The 17,753-nt window shown below is 68.7% G+C and carries 16 protein-coding genes; 7 read left to right on the top strand and 9 right to left on the bottom strand.

What is annotated here, in order from left to right:
• Nucleotides 1–120 precede the first annotated feature (120 nt).
• The gene (locus tag ABZS80_RS16950; RefSeq protein ID WP_355056751.1) at nucleotides 121–345 is read right to left on the bottom strand and encodes a hypothetical protein; all 225 of its coding nucleotides are present in this window, start codon (nucleotides 343–345) and stop codon (nucleotides 121–123) included.
• A gap of 126 nt (nucleotides 346–471) precedes the next feature.
• Here ABZS80_RS16950 and ABZS80_RS16945 point away from each other — a divergent pair, with 126 nt between their 5' ends.
• Nucleotides 472–717 (top strand): hypothetical protein, encoded by a 246-nt coding sequence (locus tag ABZS80_RS16945; protein ID WP_355056749.1) that lies wholly within the window; start codon nucleotides 472–474, stop codon nucleotides 715–717.
• Nucleotides 718–848: 131 nt separating this feature from the next.
• On the opposite strand, the gene ABZS80_RS16940 is transcribed toward ABZS80_RS16945, so the two are convergent.
• From ABZS80_RS16940 to ABZS80_RS16925, 4 genes are all read right to left on the bottom strand, one after another.
• Nucleotides 849–1,355, bottom strand: coding sequence for a nucleotidyltransferase family protein (locus tag ABZS80_RS16940; protein ID WP_355057179.1), 507 nt, complete (start codon nucleotides 1,353–1,355; stop codon nucleotides 849–851).
• A 141-nt stretch (nucleotides 1,356–1,496) separates the two neighbouring features.
• A complete protein-coding gene (locus ABZS80_RS16935) occupies nucleotides 1,497–2,186 on the bottom strand; it encodes a class I SAM-dependent methyltransferase (RefSeq protein WP_355056747.1) in 690 nt (229 codons plus the stop codon).
• A gap of 157 nt (nucleotides 2,187–2,343) precedes the next feature.
• Nucleotides 2,344–3,834, bottom strand: a complete 1,491-nt coding sequence (locus ABZS80_RS16930) for a CoA-acylating methylmalonate-semialdehyde dehydrogenase (RefSeq protein ID WP_355056745.1) — start codon at nucleotides 3,832–3,834, stop codon at nucleotides 2,344–2,346.
• A complete protein-coding gene (locus tag ABZS80_RS16925) occupies nucleotides 3,831–5,135 on the bottom strand; it encodes an aspartate aminotransferase family protein (protein WP_355056743.1) in 1,305 nt (434 codons plus the stop codon). The genes ABZS80_RS16930 and ABZS80_RS16925 overlap by 4 nt, the downstream gene beginning before the upstream one ends.
• 131 nt (nucleotides 5,136–5,266) lie before the next feature.
• Here ABZS80_RS16925 and ABZS80_RS16920 point away from each other — a divergent pair, with 131 nt between their 5' ends.
• The 6 genes from ABZS80_RS16920 (at nucleotide 5,267) to ABZS80_RS16895 (ending at nucleotide 12,789) form a co-directional block, all read left to right on the top strand.
• A complete protein-coding gene (locus ABZS80_RS16920) occupies nucleotides 5,267–6,868 on the top strand; it encodes a PucR family transcriptional regulator ligand-binding domain-containing protein (RefSeq protein WP_355056741.1) in 1,602 nt (533 codons plus the stop codon).
• A 228-nt stretch (nucleotides 6,869–7,096) separates the two neighbouring features.
• The gene (locus ABZS80_RS16915; RefSeq protein WP_355056739.1) at nucleotides 7,097–8,656 is read left to right on the top strand and encodes an NCS1 family nucleobase:cation symporter-1; all 1,560 of its coding nucleotides are present in this window, start codon (nucleotides 7,097–7,099) and stop codon (nucleotides 8,654–8,656) included.
• A complete protein-coding gene (locus ABZS80_RS16910; protein WP_355056737.1) occupies nucleotides 8,653–9,495 on the top strand; it encodes a nitrilase-related carbon-nitrogen hydrolase in 843 nt (280 codons plus the stop codon). Before ABZS80_RS16915 ends, ABZS80_RS16910 begins: the two co-directional genes overlap by 4 nt.
• The gene (gene hydA / locus ABZS80_RS16905) at nucleotides 9,492–10,895 is read left to right on the top strand and encodes a dihydropyrimidinase (protein WP_355056735.1); all 1,404 of its coding nucleotides are present in this window, start codon (nucleotides 9,492–9,494) and stop codon (nucleotides 10,893–10,895) included. Before ABZS80_RS16910 ends, hydA begins: the two co-directional genes overlap by 4 nt.
• Nucleotides 10,896–10,908: 13 nt before the next feature.
• On the top strand, nucleotides 10,909–11,901 hold the full coding sequence (locus ABZS80_RS16900; protein ID WP_355056734.1) for a TIGR03842 family LLM class F420-dependent oxidoreductase: 993 nt from the start codon (nucleotides 10,909–10,911) through the stop codon (nucleotides 11,899–11,901).
• Between the two features lie 90 nt (nucleotides 11,902–11,991).
• Nucleotides 11,992–12,789 carry an inositol monophosphatase family protein gene (locus tag ABZS80_RS16895; protein ID WP_355056732.1) on the top strand — a complete coding sequence of 266 codons (798 nt, stop codon included), beginning with the start codon at nucleotides 11,992–11,994 and terminating at the stop codon, nucleotides 12,787–12,789.
• An 11-nt stretch (nucleotides 12,790–12,800) separates the two neighbouring features.
• Here the strand turns inward: ABZS80_RS16895 and ABZS80_RS16890 are convergent, their stop codons facing one another.
• From ABZS80_RS16890 to ABZS80_RS16875, 4 genes are all read right to left on the bottom strand, one after another.
• Nucleotides 12,801–14,192 carry a transposase gene (locus tag ABZS80_RS16890; RefSeq protein WP_355056730.1) on the bottom strand — a complete coding sequence of 464 codons (1,392 nt, stop codon included), beginning with the start codon at nucleotides 14,190–14,192 and terminating at the stop codon, nucleotides 12,801–12,803.
• 696 nt (nucleotides 14,193–14,888) lie between these two features.
• Nucleotides 14,889–15,305: a YeeE/YedE thiosulfate transporter family protein gene (locus tag ABZS80_RS16885; RefSeq protein ID WP_355056728.1), complete on the bottom strand. Its 417-nt coding sequence runs from the start codon at nucleotides 15,303–15,305 to the stop codon at nucleotides 14,889–14,891.
• The gene (locus ABZS80_RS16880) at nucleotides 15,305–15,961 is read right to left on the bottom strand and encodes a YeeE/YedE thiosulfate transporter family protein (protein WP_355056726.1); all 657 of its coding nucleotides are present in this window, start codon (nucleotides 15,959–15,961) and stop codon (nucleotides 15,305–15,307) included. Before ABZS80_RS16880 ends, ABZS80_RS16885 begins: the two co-directional genes overlap by 1 nt.
• Nucleotides 15,962–16,848: 887 nt before the next feature.
• Nucleotides 16,849–17,382, bottom strand: coding sequence for a hypothetical protein (locus ABZS80_RS16875; RefSeq protein WP_355056724.1), 534 nt, complete (start codon nucleotides 17,380–17,382; stop codon nucleotides 16,849–16,851).
• Nucleotides 17,383–17,753: the final 371 nt, after the last annotated feature.

Here is a 17,753-nt window from a genome sequence, read left to right as displayed (position 1 = left end):
TGCCTCGGCGAGGCTGTCGAAAACGGTCCGTCACCGGCGTCCGTGGCTGGCCACGCACCGGTGGGTGTCTCCGTCCGTACTGCGTGGTCCGAGGTTGTTGCTGTCGTCGGTTGCTGTCGGTCATTGCGCCCGCTCCCGGCACCCGCAGCGGTTCATGACACCGCGGTAGGCGTCCACTCGCCCACCCAGCCGCTCCACCAAGAGGTGGTCGTCTTCACGCCAGATCGTCTCACCGGGATGCACGAGGACCGGTTGGTCCAGTACGAAATGGCGCCAACGATCAATCAGCGTGAGGCGGTCGGCCTGCTCGCGGAACGATGGACTCTTCCTCCTGGCAGTGCTCATGCTCGACAGCATCGGCCAGGCGGCAGAAGTGGGCCTCTAGCAGCGGAAATGTCTCTCGACACCTCTCACCGCTCCCCCACCATCCGCCGACCTCTTGCGGACTAGATGCGGACTGGTCGAGCGTTCGTGATCGAATACGCGGCTATGGGGTTGGACGAGTGCCTAACGGAGTTGCTGGTCCAGCTCGGGGATCGCGGCCTAGTCGCCATCGTCAAGATGGACGGCGAACGCCAACGGGGCCGCTGGACGGTGCTGGTGTCGGGCGAGCCTCTCGGCGGGGAACTCGTGCGGTGGGACGGCGACGACTTGGACGCTGGCCTGTCGCGGGTGGTGGCCGAGCTTCGGGAGCGGGTTCCGGGACTGCTCGACTGAGCGACGGCCTGGGGCTTAGAAGAAGATCGGAGCGAGCTGGTCGGGGAGACGTTCTCCTGTATAGCCCGTCCGTAGTTGTCTGGCAGGGTCGGAGTTGGTGGGTCGACTTGGCTGTACGGATGGCTGTACGACTACGGCGGAACGACCCTGACTTGCGGCCATCGTCGGCTGGGGTCATGGCGCGAGAGACGCGCTCGTGAAAGCTCGACCGAAATCCTTCGTGGATTGCGCCGCCATACCCCACCGAGCAGGTCGTCTAGCCCATGCGGGGCACAGACGTGCAGTGTCTCCGCAGAGTCGAGACACACGGCGACACAGGTAGCGGTTTCGGGCCAGGTGGCCACGGCATCGGCTACGGAACGGAGTGCATCGACTGGTCCCGTACCGAACACTCTCTCGTACCAGGTGTGCACCGCGGCTTGGTTGGTCGCCTCCCACGGGACCGCCGGATCATGGCGTCGTAGAAGCTCGGTTGCCTCGACGTCGTTGCCCGGGGCGAGGTCGTTCGCGTCGAAGAATGCAACGTCGACGTCCCGAACGTCCTGGGGGTTGAAGCCGGCTCCGTACCGTTGGCCCCAGACGAGATCCCGCAGAACACCGGCCCCTACCCACGCGTCCGGTAGACCAGCTTCCCGCACGGTCGTCAGCACGTTGAGTAGCCACGGACACGACACGATCAGCTCGGCCAATTCGGTCGTCTGCGGACCGCGCGGCTCAGCTGCTAGCGGCAATGGTTCCCCCAGCTACGTGCGCGCGCCCCGATATGGCCTGCGAAGTCATCAGCGCGGCGAGTGGTCGATCGGCCGGCGCCAGATCGCTTCCCACTGGATCCACTGCCCGGGGGCGGGTGGTGTGCGCTCGGTGCTGTCAGCTTTGAGCGGTAGCAGCGCAGGCCATCCCTCGAGCAGTTGGTGCAACTCGCCGTCACTGAAGAAGTGGATGCTCAGGCCGTTCTTCGGTCCGGCGGTGTACTGCACGGTGAATCCTCCGTCCGGGTGCTGCTCCGTGACTTCGTGTGCCGGCCACACGTCCGTGCCGGTGGCGTTGACTCGCACGCACAACAGGCCCCCAGGTTCGACTCGCTGCTGTGCGGCCCGCACGTGCCGGTGCGCCCGCTCGCGGTTGCCGTGCTGGAACACCTGAATGCCGATGACGAGTGCGCAGGTGTCGCCGGCGGGTAGGGAGTCCAAGTCGCCATGCCAGAGACGATCCGCCCGGTCGGGACGGCGTTGCGCGGGCTGGTGGACCGCCTCGTCGGAGACGTCCAGGCCGAGAACGTCAATGCCGCCATCGACCAGCGGCAGGAGATTCCGGCCGTTGCCGCAGCCGACATACAGGCCAGCGGTGATGCCCTCCGTAGAGGCAGTCAGAAGGATGTCGTCGACGAACGGGACGGGGGGCTCGTCAACGTACCGGCCCCGTCGGTACTCGTCGTTCCACGCATCAGAAGCGGACCTCGCCGCACTCATCGCGCCACCCTGACAGATAACCGTGATCTATGCGGCCCGCCGTAGAGGCTGTGTTGACCTTCGGTGCCAAGTGCGAAGGGCGGATCTCCTCGTCATAGCCATCCCCGTGACCGAGCGCCGCCTGCCATCTGTGCCGTGCGGCTCCGGGCTTTGGTGCTCAGCTGTTCTGTGGGAAGCCGAGGTTCACTCCACCGTGGGAGGGGTCGAGCCACCGGCTGGTGACCACCTTGGATCTAACGAAGAAGCTCACTCCTTCCGGCCCGTACGCGTGCGCGTCACCGAACAGGGAGTCCTTCCACCCGCCGAAGGAGTAGTACGAAACCGGGACCGGGATCGGGACATTCACTCCGACCATGCCGATCTCGACCTCGTTCTGGTAGCGCCGGGCCGCGCCGCCGTCGTTGGTGAAGATGGCGGTGCCGTTGCCGTAGCGGTTGGTGTTGACCACCTCGACGGCGTCGTCGTAGCTGGGCACGCGCAGCACCGAGAGCACTGGTCCGAAGATTTCGTCGGTGTAGATGGACATGTCGGTGTCGACGTGATCGAAGAGGGTCGGCCCGAGCCAGAAGCCGGCTCGGTCACCGTCGATCCGGTGGTCTCGCCCGTCGACCACCAGCTCTGCCCCCGCGGCCCGTCCAGCGTCCAGGTACGACACCACGCGGTCGCGGTGGGCGCCGGTGACCAGCGGCCCCATCTCGCAGCCCGGCCGCCGGCCGTCGCCGACCTGGAGCGCGGCGATCCGCTCGCTGATCTTGCTGACCAGCGCGTCGCCGACCGGGTCGACGGCCACGACGACGGAGATGGCCATGCAGCGTTCGCCGGCCGAGCCGAAGCCGGCCGAGACGGCGGCGTCGGCGGCGAGGTCGAGGTCGGCGTCGGGCAGGACGACCATGTGGTTCTTCGCGCCGCCGAGCGCCTGCACACGCTTGCCGTTGCGGGTGCCGGTCTCATAGACGTAGCGGGCGATCGGGGTGGAGCCGACGAAGGAGATCGCCTTCACCGCCGGGTGTTCGAGGATACGGTCGACTGCCTCCTTGTCGCCGTGCACGACGTTGAACACTCCGTCCGGTAGCCCGGCCTCGGCGAACAGTTCGGCCAGGAAGTTCGCCGCGGAGGGGTCCTTCTCGCTCGGCTTGAGGACCACGCTGTTGCCGCACGCGATCGCATTCGGCGCGAACCACAGCGGCACCATGGCGGGGAAGTTGAACGGGGTGATCACGCCGACCACGCCGAGCGGCTGCCGGAGGGAGTACACGTCGACCTGGGTGGAGGCGTTTTCGCTGAATCCGCCCTTGAGCATCTGCGGGATGCCGCAGGCGAACTCCACGTTCTCCAGCCCGCGTTGGATCTCCCCCGCGGCGTCGGACAGCACCTTGCCGTGCTCGGCAGTGATGATCTTGGCCAGGTCGGGCCGGCGGGCGTTCAGCAGTTCCCGGAAGGCGAACATCACGTTTGACCGCTGGGTGAGGGAAGCCGTACGCCAGCGGGTGAAGGCCTCGCCGGCGGCGGCGACGGCCTGGTCGACGACCGCGGCGGTTGCGAAGTCGACGTGCCCTGCGATCTGTCCGGTGGCGGGGTCGTAGATGTCGCCGGCGCGTTCGGCGACGCCGTTCCACGGCTTGCCGCCGATCCAGTGGGTGGTTCTCATCGCTGCTGCACCTCCTTGGCCACGGCCTCGATCGACTGGGTGAGGATCTCCAGCGCCTCGTCCGCCTCGGCCCGGGTCAGCGTCATCGGTGGTGCCAGGCGGATGACGTTGCCGTACAGGCCGCCCTTGCCGATGAGCAGTCCACGTTCCCGGGATTCCTCCAGCAGTGCGGCGGCGGCCGCCGGGTGGGGGGCGCCGTCGGGTCCGACGAGTTCCAGCGCGATCATCAGGCCCTTGCCGCGGACGTCGCCGACCACGGGATGCGCCTGCGCGACCGCACGGAGGCCGTCGAGCAGCCGGGCACCCAGGTCTGCGGCGTTGGCCTGGAGGTCGTGTTCCAGGAGATAGTTGAGCGAGGCCAGAGCGCCGGTCGTGGCGAGCGGGTTCCCGCCGAAGGTGGAGATCGAGTTGGCGCCGAGGCAGTCCATGAGGTCCGCCCGGGCGATGACTCCGCCGATCGCCAGGCCGTTGCCCAGGCCTTTGGCGAAGGTGATCGCGTCGGGTACGACGCCGTGCGCCTGGATGCCCCAGAAGTGCTCGCCGGTGCGGCCCCAGCCGGTCTGCACCTCGTCGGAGACGAGGAGGATCCCGTACTCGTCGAGCACCTTCTTGAACTCGCCGAACAGCCCGTCCGGTGGGGTGGCGAAGCCGCCGACGCCCTGGATCGGTTCGACGATCATGCACGCGACGTCACCCGCGGTCGTCGTCTCGATGATCTCGCGCAGGTCGGCGACGCAGGCGCGGACGTAGTCCGCGTCGGACAGGTCCCGGAAGGGGCTGCGGTAGCGGTAGCCGCCGTGCACCCAGCTCACCTTGACGGGGCTGAGCGCGCTGGCCGACCAGCCGCGGATGCCGGTGATGCCGACGGTGGCGAAGGCGCGGCCGTGGTAGGAGTTGCGCAGGGCGAGCACCTGCTCGCTGCGCCGGTGCTGGGTGGCGAGCATCAGCGCGGTCTCGTTCGCCTCGGTGCCCGAGTTGGTGAAGAACACCTTGGCGTCCGGGATCCCGGACAGCTCCGCGATCTTCTCCGCGAGTTCGACCTGCGACTGGATCAGGTAGAGGGTGGAGGAGTGCAGCACGCCGGTGTCGATCTGCGACCGGACGGCGTCGCTGATCTCGGCCACGTCGTAGCCGATCGCGTTGGTGAGGATGCCGGCGAAGAAGTCGAGGTAGGTGCGCCCCTCCCGGTCGGTCACCCGGCGACCGGAGGCGCTGGCGAACTCGATCGGCTGTTCGTAGTACAGCGCCAGCCACTTCGGCATCACGGACCGGTGTCTGGTCAGCAGCTCGCGGTGCGCCATCGCGTCCTCCGTATTTCCGCCGGTAGGCCGAGTGTGGCGGCATTCGTTGTCCAACCGCTATGTGCAACCTGTACCGCTCTGCGGCCGCTGCCATTACGTTGTGTGCAATCCCGGTAGTAGGGAGGGTCGCGATGTATCCGTCCGTCGCAGATGCCGTCGCGCTGCCGGTGATCCGGCGGGCGAGGCCGCAGGTGGTGGCCGGGTCGGCGGGGATGCAGGGGCGGGTCCGCTGGGTCCACGTGGCGGAGGTCGCCGACATCGCGCACCTGCTCCGCGGTGGGGAGCTGGTCCTGACCACCGGCATCGCGCTGCCGGAGGAGCCGGCGGCGCTCACGGGCTACGTGGACGACCTGGCCGCGGTCCACGCGGCGGGACTGGTCATCGAGTTGGTCCGCCGGTGGAACGATCACGTACCGGAGGCGCTCGTGACAGCGGCCGACCGGCACCGACTCCCCCTGATCACGCTCGCGGAGGAGACGCGGTTCGTGTCCGTCACCGAGGCGGTGGTGGCGCTGATCGTCGACGCCCAGCTCGCCGAGCTGCGGGCCGCCGAGCAGGTGCACGAGACGTTCACCTCGCTCACGGTGGCCGGGGCTGAGCCGGCCGAGGTGCTGCGCGAGGTGGCCAGGATGTCCGGGCTGCCCGTCGTGCTGGAGACGCTGGGGCATGAGGTGCTCGCGTACGACGCGGCTGGGCAGGATCCCACCGAGCTGCTCGCGGACTGGAGTCAGCGGTCCCGGTCCGTGGCCGTGCCCGAGCGAACGGCCTACGACGAGGAGGCCGGCTGGCTGGTCACGGTGGTCGGCGCGCAGGGCGCCGACTGGGGACGCCTGGTGCTGCTCTCGCCGGACCCTCCGCCGCACCGGCACATGGTGGTCGCGGAGCGGGCCGCGTCGGCGCTGGCGGTGCATCGGCTCGTGGCACGTGATCGGGAGAGTCTGGAACGGCAGACGCATCGGATGTTGCTCGCGCAACTGCTCGGCCAGGCGGTACCGCCGGCGGATCTGGCCGCCCGGGCGGCCGCGCTGGGCGTCGGCCTCGAACGGCGGCAGCTGGTGGGGGTGGCGATCCGGCCAGGGCACATGACGCCACGCGCGCCGGCGCTGGCCACTCAGGAGGTGCTGCGCGACCTCGCCGAGGTGACCGCGTCGGCCGCACGGCGGGTGTCTGTGCCCGCCTTGGTGGGCGTCGTCGACGACACGAGCGTACGGGCTCTGTTGTCGCTGCCCGCCCACGCCAGGGTCGAGGCGGTTCTGCGCCGGCTGGCCGAGGAGGTACACCGCTCGACAGCCGGCCCGGTGCTGGTGGCGGTCGGCACCACCGTGTCACACGCCGCCGAGGTGCGCCGCAGCCTCGGCGAGGCCGCCCACGTCGCGGGGGCGGCCCTCCGCACCCCCGGTGCGCAGCTCTACCACAAGCTGGACAACGTGCGCCTGCGCGGCCTGTTGCACCTGTTGCGGGAGGACGAGCGGGTCCAGGCGTTCGCAGACCGGGAGTTGGGCCCGCTGCTGGCGCGGGACGCCCACCAGCGCAGCCGGCTGGTGGAGCTGCTGCGCTGCTACTGCGAGCAGGGCGGGAACAAGTCGGCGGCGGCCGCTGCGGCGCACCTGTCGCGTACGGCCTACTACCAGCAGCTGTCGCGGATCGCGCAGGTGCTCGGGGTGTCGCTGGAGGACCCGGAGTCGGTGCTGTCGCTGTACGTCGCGCTCCTGGTGCACGAACTCGACGCGTAGAAACCCCTCGCAGCGCTAATCCACCCACCGTGCTGATTGACAGGTCGGCGCGGGCATGCCGTGGACAGAGTGTGCCCCGATCACGGCAAGCGTGGACACTTTGCCGCTGCCCGTGGCGGGCTCGCGACACCCACCATTCCCCCATAAAGATCGCGCTGAACCGCCCACCAGGAGCGCGTGAGCCGGGTTGGTCGGCCAGTGTTGCGGCACCGTAACAGGAGGTGACCGATGACCGTCGAACCCCTGCCCCCGGCCGAAACCACCGCGGTCGAACCCGGCACGCAGATCACCCATCCGGACGGCCGAGTCGAGTTGCGCGACTTCTCCACGATCGCCGACAGCCGCTTCTTCAACAAGGAGCTCGCCCCGGTACCGATCGAGAAGCGCACCTGGACGACGTACAACTTCGCGGCGCTGTGGATCGGCATGGCGCACAACATCCCCACCTACCTGCTCGCCGCCGGGCTCATCCAGCTCGGAATGAACTGGGTGCAGGCGTTCCTCACGATCACCCTGGGCAACCTGCTCGTCCTGATCCCGATGCTGTTGAACAGCCACGCGGGCACCAAGTACGGGATTCCCTTCCCGGTGTTCGCCCGCGCGTTCTACGGAGTCCGCGGCGCGAACTTCCCGGCCCTGCTCCGCGCGTTCATCGCGTGTGGCTGGTTCGGCATCCAGACCTGGATCGGCGGCGAGGCGATCTACGCGATCGCCGGCAAGCTGCTCGGCTCCTGGTGGGTCGACGCAGCGACAGTCATGGACTACCCGTGGACGCTGTGGGCCTCCTTCTTCCTGTTCTGGGCGATCGAGATGGCGATCATCTGGCGGGGCATGGACACCCTGCGACGCTTCGAGAACTGGGCCGCACCGTTCGTCATCGTGGTCGCCGTCGCCCTGCTGATCTGGGTCATGGTCGAGGCGGGCGGGCTCGGCCCGATCCTGTCCGAGCCGTCGAAGCTGGGCTGGGGCGCCGACTTCTGGAAGCTGTTCGCACCATCCCTGATGGGGATGATCGCCTTCTGGGCGACCCTCTCGCTGAACATCCCCGACTTCACCCGGTTCGGCGGCAGCCAGCGGCAGCAGGCGTATGGCCAGGTCCTCGGCCTGCCCACCACGATGTCGTTCTTCGCCATCCTGTCGATCATGATCACCTCGGGCACGGCGGTGATCTACGGCGAGGCGATCTGGGATCCCATCCAGCTCGCCGCCAAGTTCGAGAACCCGCTGGTCGTCGCGCTGGGCCTGTTCACGGTCGTGGTCGCGACGCTGTCGGTGAACGTCGCGGCAAACACGGTCAGCCCGGCGTACGACTTCTCCAACGCCGCACCCAGACTGGTCAACTTCCGAACCGGGGGCCTGATCACCGGCGTGCTCGGCATCCTGATCCAGCCGTGGCGGCTGGTGCAGGACCCCAACATCTACATCTTCGTGTGGCTCGGGTTCTACGGCGGCCTGCTCGGCGCCGTCGCCGGGGTGCTCATCGCGGGATACTGGGTCCGCAGCCGCACGCGCCTCCAGTTGCCCGCCCTCTACCGTCCCGAGGGCCGCTACTGGTTCTCCGGCGGCTGGAACTGGGCGGCCGTCGTCGCCACCGTCGTCGGCGCGGTCCTCGCGGTGGGTGGCGCCTACTCCGCACCAGGCAAGGGGCCGTTCCCCGAGGACGGGCTCGTCCCGTTCCTCAAGCCGCTCTACGACTACAGCTGGGTGGTCGGTCTGATCGCCGGGTTCCTCGTCTACCTGGCGTTGTCGATGCCGCGCACCGCCCACGTCAAGGAGGAGAACCGATGAGCACCATCATCCGAGCCGGGCTGGTGCAGCAGAAGTGGACCGGCGACAAGGAGTCGATGATCGCGAACGCGGTGGAGGCGATCCGCAGGGCCGCGTCGCAGGGCGCACAGGTCGTCTGCCTGCAGGAGTTGTTCTACGGTCCGTACTTCTGCCAGGTGCAGGACGCCGACTACTACTCGTACACCGAGGCGATCCCCGACGGGCCGACGACCGCGCTGATGCGTGAGATCGCCGAGCAGCACGGTGTGGTGCTGATCGTGCCGATGTACGAGCAGGAGCAACCAGGCGTCTACTACAACACGGCGGCGGTGATCGACGCCGACGGCACCTACCTCGGCAAGCACCGCAAGAACCACATCCCGCAGGTGAAGGGGTTCTGGGAGAAGTTCTACTTCCGGCCGGGAAACCTCGGCTATCCGGTGTTCGACACCGCGGTGGGCCGCATCGGCGTCTACATCTGCTACGAACGGCACTTCCCCGAAGGCTGGCGGGCGCTGGGGCTGGCCGGTGCGAAGATCGTCTTCAACCCCTCCGCCACGAGCCGGGGCCTGTCGGAGTACCTCTGGCGCCTCGAGCAGCCGGCCGCCGCGGTCGCCAACGAGTACTACGTCGGCACGATCAACCGGGTCGGCGTGGAACCGTTGGGCGACAACGACTTCTACGGCCAGTCCTACTTCGTGGACCCGCGGGGGCAACTGGTCGGCGACGCCGCGTCGGACACCGAGGAAGAGGTCGTCATCCGCGATCTCGACATGGACCGGCTGGCCGAGGTGCGCGACCTGTGGGCGTTCTACCGCGACCGCCGGCCGGACACCTACGAATCGCTGGTGACGCCGTGAGCATCGTCATCCGCAACGGAACAGTCGTCAACGCCACCGGGGAGTACCCGGCGGACGTGCTGGTGGAGGGCGAGCGGATCGCCGCGCTCGCCGCGCCGGACTCGGGTCTGGCCCAGCAGTGGGCGTCCGGCGCCGAGCGAGTGATCGACGCCGCCGGGAAGTATGTGGTGCCAGGCGGAATCGACGGCCACACCCACATGGAGATGCCGTTCGGGGGCACCTTCTCGGCCGACACCTTCGAGAGCGGGACGATCGCGGCGGCCTGGGGCGGCACGACCACGATCATCGACTTCGCCGTGCAGGGCAAGGGAACGTCGCTGCTGTCCGCGCTGGACAAATGGCACGGCAAGGCCGACGGCAACTGCGCAATCGACTACGGGTTCCACATGATCGTCTCGGACGTCAACGACACGTCGCTCAAAGAGATGGAGGCCTGTATCGACGCGGGCGTGAACACCTTCAAGATGTTCATGGCCTACCCGGGTGTCTTCTACGCCACGGACGGGGAGATCCTGCGGGCGATGCAGAAGGCCCGGGACACCGGCTCGATGGTCATGATGCATGCCGAGAACGGCATCGCCATCGACCAGCTCGTCGCGCAGGCAGTGGCGAGTGGGCGGACCGACCCGGTACAGCACGGGCTGACCCGGCCGCCCGAGCTGGAAGGCGAGGCAACCTCCCGGGCGATCACCCTGGCGAAGGTCACCGGCGCACCGCTGTACATCGTGCACCTGTCCGCCGCGCACGCCCTCGACGCGGTCACCCAGGCCCGCGACACCGGGCAGAACGTGTTCGCCGAGACCTGCCCGCAGTACCTGTTCCTGTCGCTGGACGACCTGGCCAGGCCCGACTTCGAGGGCGCGAAGTACGTCGCCTCTCCCCCGCTACGGCCCAAGGAGCACCAGGCGGAACTGTGGCGGGGCCTGCGCACCAACGACCTGTCGCTGGTGTCCACCGACCACTGCCCCTTCTGCTTCAAGGACCAGAAGGAGCTGGGCCGGGGTGACTTCTCGAAGATCCCCAACGGGATGCCGGGCGTCGAGCACCGGATGGACCTGCTCTACCAGGGCGTCGTGAAAGGCGAGATCACCCTGCCGCGCTGGGTCGAGATCAGCTCGACCACGCCCGCCCGGATGTTCGGTCTCTACCCACGCAAGGGCGTCATCGCCCCGGGCGCGGACGCGGACATCACGGTGTACGACCCGACGGCCGAGCAGACCATCTCCGCCGGCAGCCACCACATGAACGTGGACTATTCCGCGTACGAGGGCATGCGGCTGACCGGGAAGGTCTCCACCGTGTTGTCCCGCGGCCGGATCGTCGTCGACGACAACGCCTTCCACGGCGCCGCCGGGCACGGCACGTTCCTGAAGCGCGACCTCAGCCAGTACCTGGTGTGACGAGGAGGTGACCGTGGACTTCGGTGTCGTACTGCAGACCGACCCGCCGGCTCGCGATGTCGTGGCGGGTCTCGCCGCCGCCGAGGACAACGGATTCCGCTACGGGTGGACGTTCGACTCCTGCGTGCTGTGGCAGGAGCCGTTCGTCATCTACTCGCAGGTCCTCGCCGCGACCAAGCACCTGATCGTCGGACCGATGGTGACGAACCCGAGCACCCGCGACTGGTCGGTCACCGCGTCACTCTTCGCCACCCTCAATGACATGTTCGGCAACCGAACCGTCTGCGGGATCGGCCGCGGCGACTCGGCCCGCCGAGTCATCGGCCAACCGCCGGCCAGCCTGGCCACCCTCAGAAGCGCCATGCGCGTGATCAAGGAACTGGCCGAGGGACGCGACGTCGAACACCACGGCACGCCGGTGCGCATCCCGTGGGTGCGGAACGGCAAGCTGGAGATCTGGATGGCCGCCTACGGCCCGAAGGCGCTTCGGCTGGTCGGCGAGCAGGCCGACGGCTTCATCCTGCAGACCGCCGACCCGGACATCGCCCGTTGGACGATCGGCGCGGTACGGGACGCGGCCACCGCCGCCGGCCGGGATCCGGACGCGATCACGATGTGCGTGGCCGCCCCCGCCTACGTGGGTACGAACCTCGTACACCAGAGGGATCAGCTGCGCTGGTTCGGCGGCATGGTCGGCAACCACGTGGCCGACCTGGTCGCCCGCTACGGCGACTCCGGCGTGGTGCCGAAGGCGCTGACCGACTACATCACGGGCCGCGAGGGCTACGACTACGCACACCACGGCCGCGCCGACAATCCGTCCACCGACTTCGTCCCCGAGGCCATCGTCGACCGATTCTGCCTGCTCGGCCCCGAGTCGGCCCATGTCGACCGGCTACAGGAGCTCAGGGAGATCGGGGTCCACAACTTCGCCCTCTACCTCATGCATGACGACAAGGAGAAGACCCTCACCGCGTACGGCAAGAATGTGATCACGCACGTCTAGTGCGTCGCGCACGGCGATGAGCCCTGCGGCCGCGGGAGCGGCGCGGCCCTGACCGCCGGGAGTGAGCTTCGCCCCGATACTGTGCCTGCCATGACCAGCTTGTATGCGGGCCTTGACGACGCCGGGGTCGCGATGGCCGCGGCCCGTGCCGGCGCTGACGTGGTACGCGACATGTACGGCCAACGGATCGGCCGTATCGACAAGGGCGCCGGGGACTTCGCCACCACCGCCGATCTGGAGGCCGAGCAGACGATCCTCGACGTCATCCGTGCCGCTCGGCCCGATGATGCGGTGCTCGGCGAGGAAGGCGGGCAGCGGGGCGCGGCCGACGCTGCGCGCCAGTGGCTGGTGGATCCCCTGTGCGGCACGCTGAACTACGCCGTCGGCAACATGCTGGTGGCCGTCAACGTGGCGCTGCGCAACGGGGCAGCGGCGGTGGCCGACCCGTTCAGCGGCGAGGTCTACTTCACCGACGGTGAGACCGCGTGGGTGCGGCACGACGGTGCCGACGCGCGGTTGACGCCCACTTCCGCCAGCCATCTGGTGGACGTCAACCTGGACCCGCCGTTTCCGAGCGCGCCCGGATTCCGGGCCGTCGACCTGCTGGCGCACCCCGGGTTCGTCGAGCGGTTCCGGCCGCGGGTCGTGTCCACGACGCTGGCATTGGCCTGGGTCGCGACCGGCAAGCGCGCCGCGTACGTCACCGACGGCGGTGACCTGTCCGCGAGTGTGCACTTCGCCGCCGGCATCGCTGTGTGCCGGGCCGCCGGCTGCGTGGTCACCGGGATCGACGGCGCCCCGATCGGGCCGGCAGGTCGCGGTCTTGTGGCGGCCGGCGACGCCGAGACCCACGGGCTGCTGATGTCGATGATCCGCGACCGAGGCTAGTGCGGTGTCCACTAACGTTCACCGGGTGTGCGGTGGGTGTTGTGGATCCTCGCCTTTGGGGCGAGCGACTCCCCACCTGAAGGTGGTGGGGCGGGCCTCCGCGGGCCAACTGATCCTCGCGCCGCCCTGCTTGGGCGGCGGGGGTCACGCCGGGACCGACCGGCACCGGGGAGGTGTCGGCCGGCTCGACGGTGCGTGACCACCCCGGGCACCACGACCTGTCGTGTGGGGGTGGTGGTTCCGCCGCCCGGGGTGCGGGTGGCGATGGTGGCAGCGGCGACGAGGTCGCGGTGCCCGGAAAACGTGCAGTGTGGGCAGGACAGGGTCCGGCCGCGGGGTTTCGGTACCCGCCGCCGGCAGGCCGGGCAGGTCGAGGAGCTGCCACGCTCGTCGACGAGGTGGACGGTGATGCCGGCCAGGACAGCTTTGTCGGTGAGGACCTGCAGGAGCCGGCCGATCTGCCACTGCCGCAGCCGCAGGTTGTGCCGCCGCCCGGCCGGTAGGTCGAGCACGCCGCGCGGGTCACCCACGTGCAGCACACCCACCCGGTGGCGTACCGCCCAGGACACGACCTGGCGGGCGGCCTCGTGTTGGGCCTGACGCACCCGACGCCGGTGCCGGCCCTCGATTAGCCGCGTCCGACGCCGGTACTGACGCCACCGCCGTGACCCCTTCTGCCCCGGTTTCGGCGCCCGCCGCGCCACGGCACGGCGCCGAGCTTTGGTGTCCGCGAGGTGCATGCGGTGTTCGGCGCGGATCGCCCGCCCCGACACCAACAACCCCGCACCGTCCGGACCCGCCACCGCGTACGGGTGGATGATCCCCAGGTCCACCCCGGCCACCCTGGCCGGGTCCGGTCCCTCACCGGCCCGATACGTCGCCACCGGCACTTCAGCAGTGATATCGAGGAACAGCCGGCCGCCCTCACACAACAGCGTGACCGACCGGACCTGCTCGACCGGATAGGGAAGAGTGCGCGCCAGCCGCACCCACAACGGCGCGGTGCCTCTCGCCGTCGGGATCCGCACCCGAGCACCGTCGAGGGTGAACGTGCCGTGATACCAGCGCACCGGCACCAACCCCCGCCGCCGGCGCGGGAACCCCACCGACACGTCACCCGCCTTGCGGCGTTTCGCCGCCGCGAACCACGCGTCAGAGAACCGGCGCAACACCGACCGGGCACCCGTCGAATCCAACTCCCCGAACGTGCCCGGCCCCGACACCGACAACTCCCGACACAACTCCCGATAACCCACCAGCGGCGCGTCACGGCGGCGACGCCGCCACCCGTTAACCTCCAACACACACGCCCACACGTCACCAGCCGAACGCAACAGGCCGAAACACCGCCGCCGCTGCCCCGACGTCACCCGCAACCCCACACGCGCGGTGCGATGCACCACCCGAGGCGCGGCAGAATCCCGACGACGAGGCACAACCACACCCAACACCACCAGTACGACAAAACTCTCCAGCCACCGACCCGGCGAACGTTTGTCGTCACGGCACTAGCGGGTGACCGCACAGGTCTCGCCGGGCCGGATCAGGCTGCGCCACGAGCGGATCGTTCCGACGGGTGCAGCTGCTGGTGGATCGGGACCACACGGCCGGTAAGTGGACGGCCCTAGCCTCCCTAGGCATGGGCGATGATCTCGGTGGCGATCGCCACGGCCGTCTCCTCCGGCGTCCGCTCACGCCCACATGTCAGCGTGACCCAGCCGCACCGGAAGGACCAGCAGGCCCGGCAGATCGGCGGATACAGCGGCGAGCGGTACGACGCACCTTCTCGACAGAAGCGGATGCGTTACGCCATCGACGCCGCGTCACTGGTGATGGCGCCTTCAAGACCGCCGACGGTTTGGCCCGGTACTTGCCTCCACTCATCGCGTCGTCGGCGGGAGGCTTTGCGCGTTGAACTCTGGGCGGAGCACGTACGCCACGATCCACACGATAGAGCAACCCGTTTAGTGGGTGCCTCCCGACACAACACCCCAGGTCACAGCTCCTCAGACACCCAAATCAGCAGACCGTGAGCGAGGTCTGGAAATCGGGGAGGTTCACCATTGTGGAGACGTGCCGTCCGAGTCGCTCGCGTTCGGCTACCGCTCGCAGGATCCGCTGTCGAGGTGGAAGTACCTCGTGTTGGCCCAGCGGCAGAGCCGGATGCCGACGACTATGCCGGCGATCGTGACCAGAGCGGGGAGGTACCCGCTGGCGACTTGGACGATGGGGATCGCCGGGCAGCCACCCGAGATCGCCCAGCCCGCGCCGAACAAGATTGCGCCGGGGATCACGCCGGCGTGGATTCGACCTGGGGTGCGGCGGACGCGCAATACGGCGAATACCACGACGATGATCGCTACGCCGCCGGCGAAGGCCAGGAACATGCGCAGATCCTGGAAGGTGAACATGCGGTTCAGTTCGGCGTAGTCACCGAACCCGATGTTCGCGACGGTAAAGCCGAGAGCGAGCCCAGCGATGATGTTGGCGACGACCATCCCGCCCCGGGTACGCATCAGATCACCTTCCACAGCAGGAACGACACGAGGACGCCGGTGCCGAAGAAGACGGCAGTCGCGACGATGCTGACCGGCTGTAGCCGGCCACAGCCATTGAGCCCGTGACCGCTGCTGCACCCTCCGGCGAGACGGGTACCGAAGCCGACGAGTACACCGCCGACGAACAACGCGCCAATCATTTCGATCGGTTTGTCGGTCACGATCTGGCCGAAGGCGTCGCCCATGTCGAGGCGGAGCTGGAACCGGCCGGCGGTAACCGCCGCTATCCACCCACCGACGAAGATTGACAGGAGCAGGGCGACCTGGCTGACCATGGGTGCCGGGAGCCGGCTCGCCAGTGAGGAGATCGGCGAGTCAGGTGGTCGTCCGTCCTGTCGCGGTGCCCGCGCGTCGCCGTGCGGGACGGGATGCGCAGCAGGTGCCGCCGAACCGGCTCCGAACTGGTCGGCGGCGGCCGCGGCGAGAGCCTCGACGAGGACACGTTCGTCAGCGAACTGCTCGTTCACCCGTTCGACCCGGCGTTCGGCGCGCCAGTGCAGCACGCGGTCCCACGCACCGGACACCCCGAAGGATCGATCGGTCGTGACGGCGTAGTTGATGGTGATGAGAGCGAGCCCGGCAGCCCCCGCCCACCAGGGCCAGTATTCAGTCATGCGGGACCTGCAATCCAATGTACGAGTCGGGTCCACCACGGGACCCGCCGAGGCGCCGGTGGAGCGGATGGGGTTCTGGAGGGGTGCGGACCCGGTGCGGACGAGCCGGGGTTGAACCCTTGAGCGGGTGCCGGTATCGGGTTGAGCTCCCCGGCGGGCACGGGCTCGAACCGCTGCGAGGACCCCGGATCGAGCCGTGACGGGGGTGTCGGGCGTGCCGTGTCCGACCCCACACCGGCGGGGACGCGCCCCAGATATATCGCGTCGGCTCCATTCGGCAGGAGCGTGATGGGTACGGGCTGGCCTGTGCGGGACAGCTGATACCGAGCGCACGTCCGCCAGCCCTGGGCGCTGTCGCAGTAGTGGTTACGCCAGGCGCTCAAGCTTGCGTTGAGCAGGGGGAAGAGGGGGCAGGCCTGAGCGTGTGAGCAGCCCATGTCGCTCCGATCTGGCCAGCATCACCCGGCGAATGGGTGGGATGGCATGAGTTGGAGGGGCAGGTCTCGGTCAGCAAGCATACATATCGTATGGACGACTGGCGATGAGGAGCAATCATGTCGAACGCCGCTTTCATCAACGGCCTGGTCACGCCCTACTACGGCTTGGTCGCGGTCGGACGGCCGTTGCCCGTGGCGTGGCCGCGTTCGGCCGTATCGTTCGGCGACTGGCGCAGGGCCAGCGACGCGCCCCGGTCGGCGCGTCCGGCACGGGTGCACCCAGACTCCTGATCTACAACGAACGTCACGCCCGCGTCGTGCTCGACGGATACGCCGCCCACTTCAACGGAGCATCGTCCACGCCAGGGCCTCGCCCAGCACTCACCGAAGCACGACCCGGCCGCCGTCATCCCGATCAACGCACCGATACGACGCCGCCGCCTCGGCCTGTCACTCGAGCAGTGGCACCCATGCGGCGGCGACGGTTCCGTCGCGTCGCGCCTCGGTGAGCCGTTGGGCCGGAAGCGGCTCCGGGTGCATTGCCTGCTGCAGGGGACCAACTCCGTAGACGGCGGCGACGGCGCCCCGCGCCCTTGCGGCGGCCGTCCAAGTGGACGGTATCTCGGCGACGCCGTAGGCGAATACATGACCGGTCGGGTCACGCAACGCGAGACCGGTAGCGCCCAGACCCACACCCCAGGTGGTCACCCTCTCCGGATGCGCCGCCGATGCCCAGCGCGGCAGGCCCAACAAGATCGCCGCCTCCATCTGCGCCTCGCACCGCGAGCCGGTGAGGGTTTCCGTCCACGCGGCGCTGACTGGCTCGAACCACGCGACGGCGACCCCCACCGGTCCGTCGGCGTGAGGAGGCTCCCCTGGCAGCGGGTTGGGAGAAGGAGCAGCCCACGGCTCCTCCTGGCTCGTCACCCACAGGTGCAGCCGTTCACCGCCGCGGCGTTTCGCGTCATCGGCGACGGCAAGCACCCATGCGTCGCTGACCTCGTCTCGCGCGCCTGAGCGATCCGGGTGGCTTACCGGTGGACTCGGCTCCGTAGCACCTGCGCTGTCCGCAGCCGGTAATCCATCCGATCCCTCTCGTGATGTTGCTGACGTCCGCGGGCGGCGTGCGTTCGCCGGTTGAGTGGACCTGGGTACTGCCGCAGGTACGGGCTTGAACGCGTCGACTCCATTCGGCAGAAGCGTGATTGGCACAAGCTGGCCTGTCCGGTACAGCTGGTACCGAGCACATGTCCGCCAACCCCCTGGGTGTCAGGGTTGGGTGAGACCAGTGGTTCAGAGCAAGTAGCCCTCCCGGGGCGAGGATGGATCTTCCTTCGATGACGATTTCCAGCGCG

The organism is Micromonospora sp. NPDC005305 (genome assembly GCF_040607315.1).
In the GTDB taxonomy this organism is placed as follows: Bacteria; Actinomycetota; Actinomycetes; order Mycobacteriales; family Micromonosporaceae; genus Micromonospora.
This window is presented reverse-complemented; position numbering and strand designations above follow the sequence as displayed.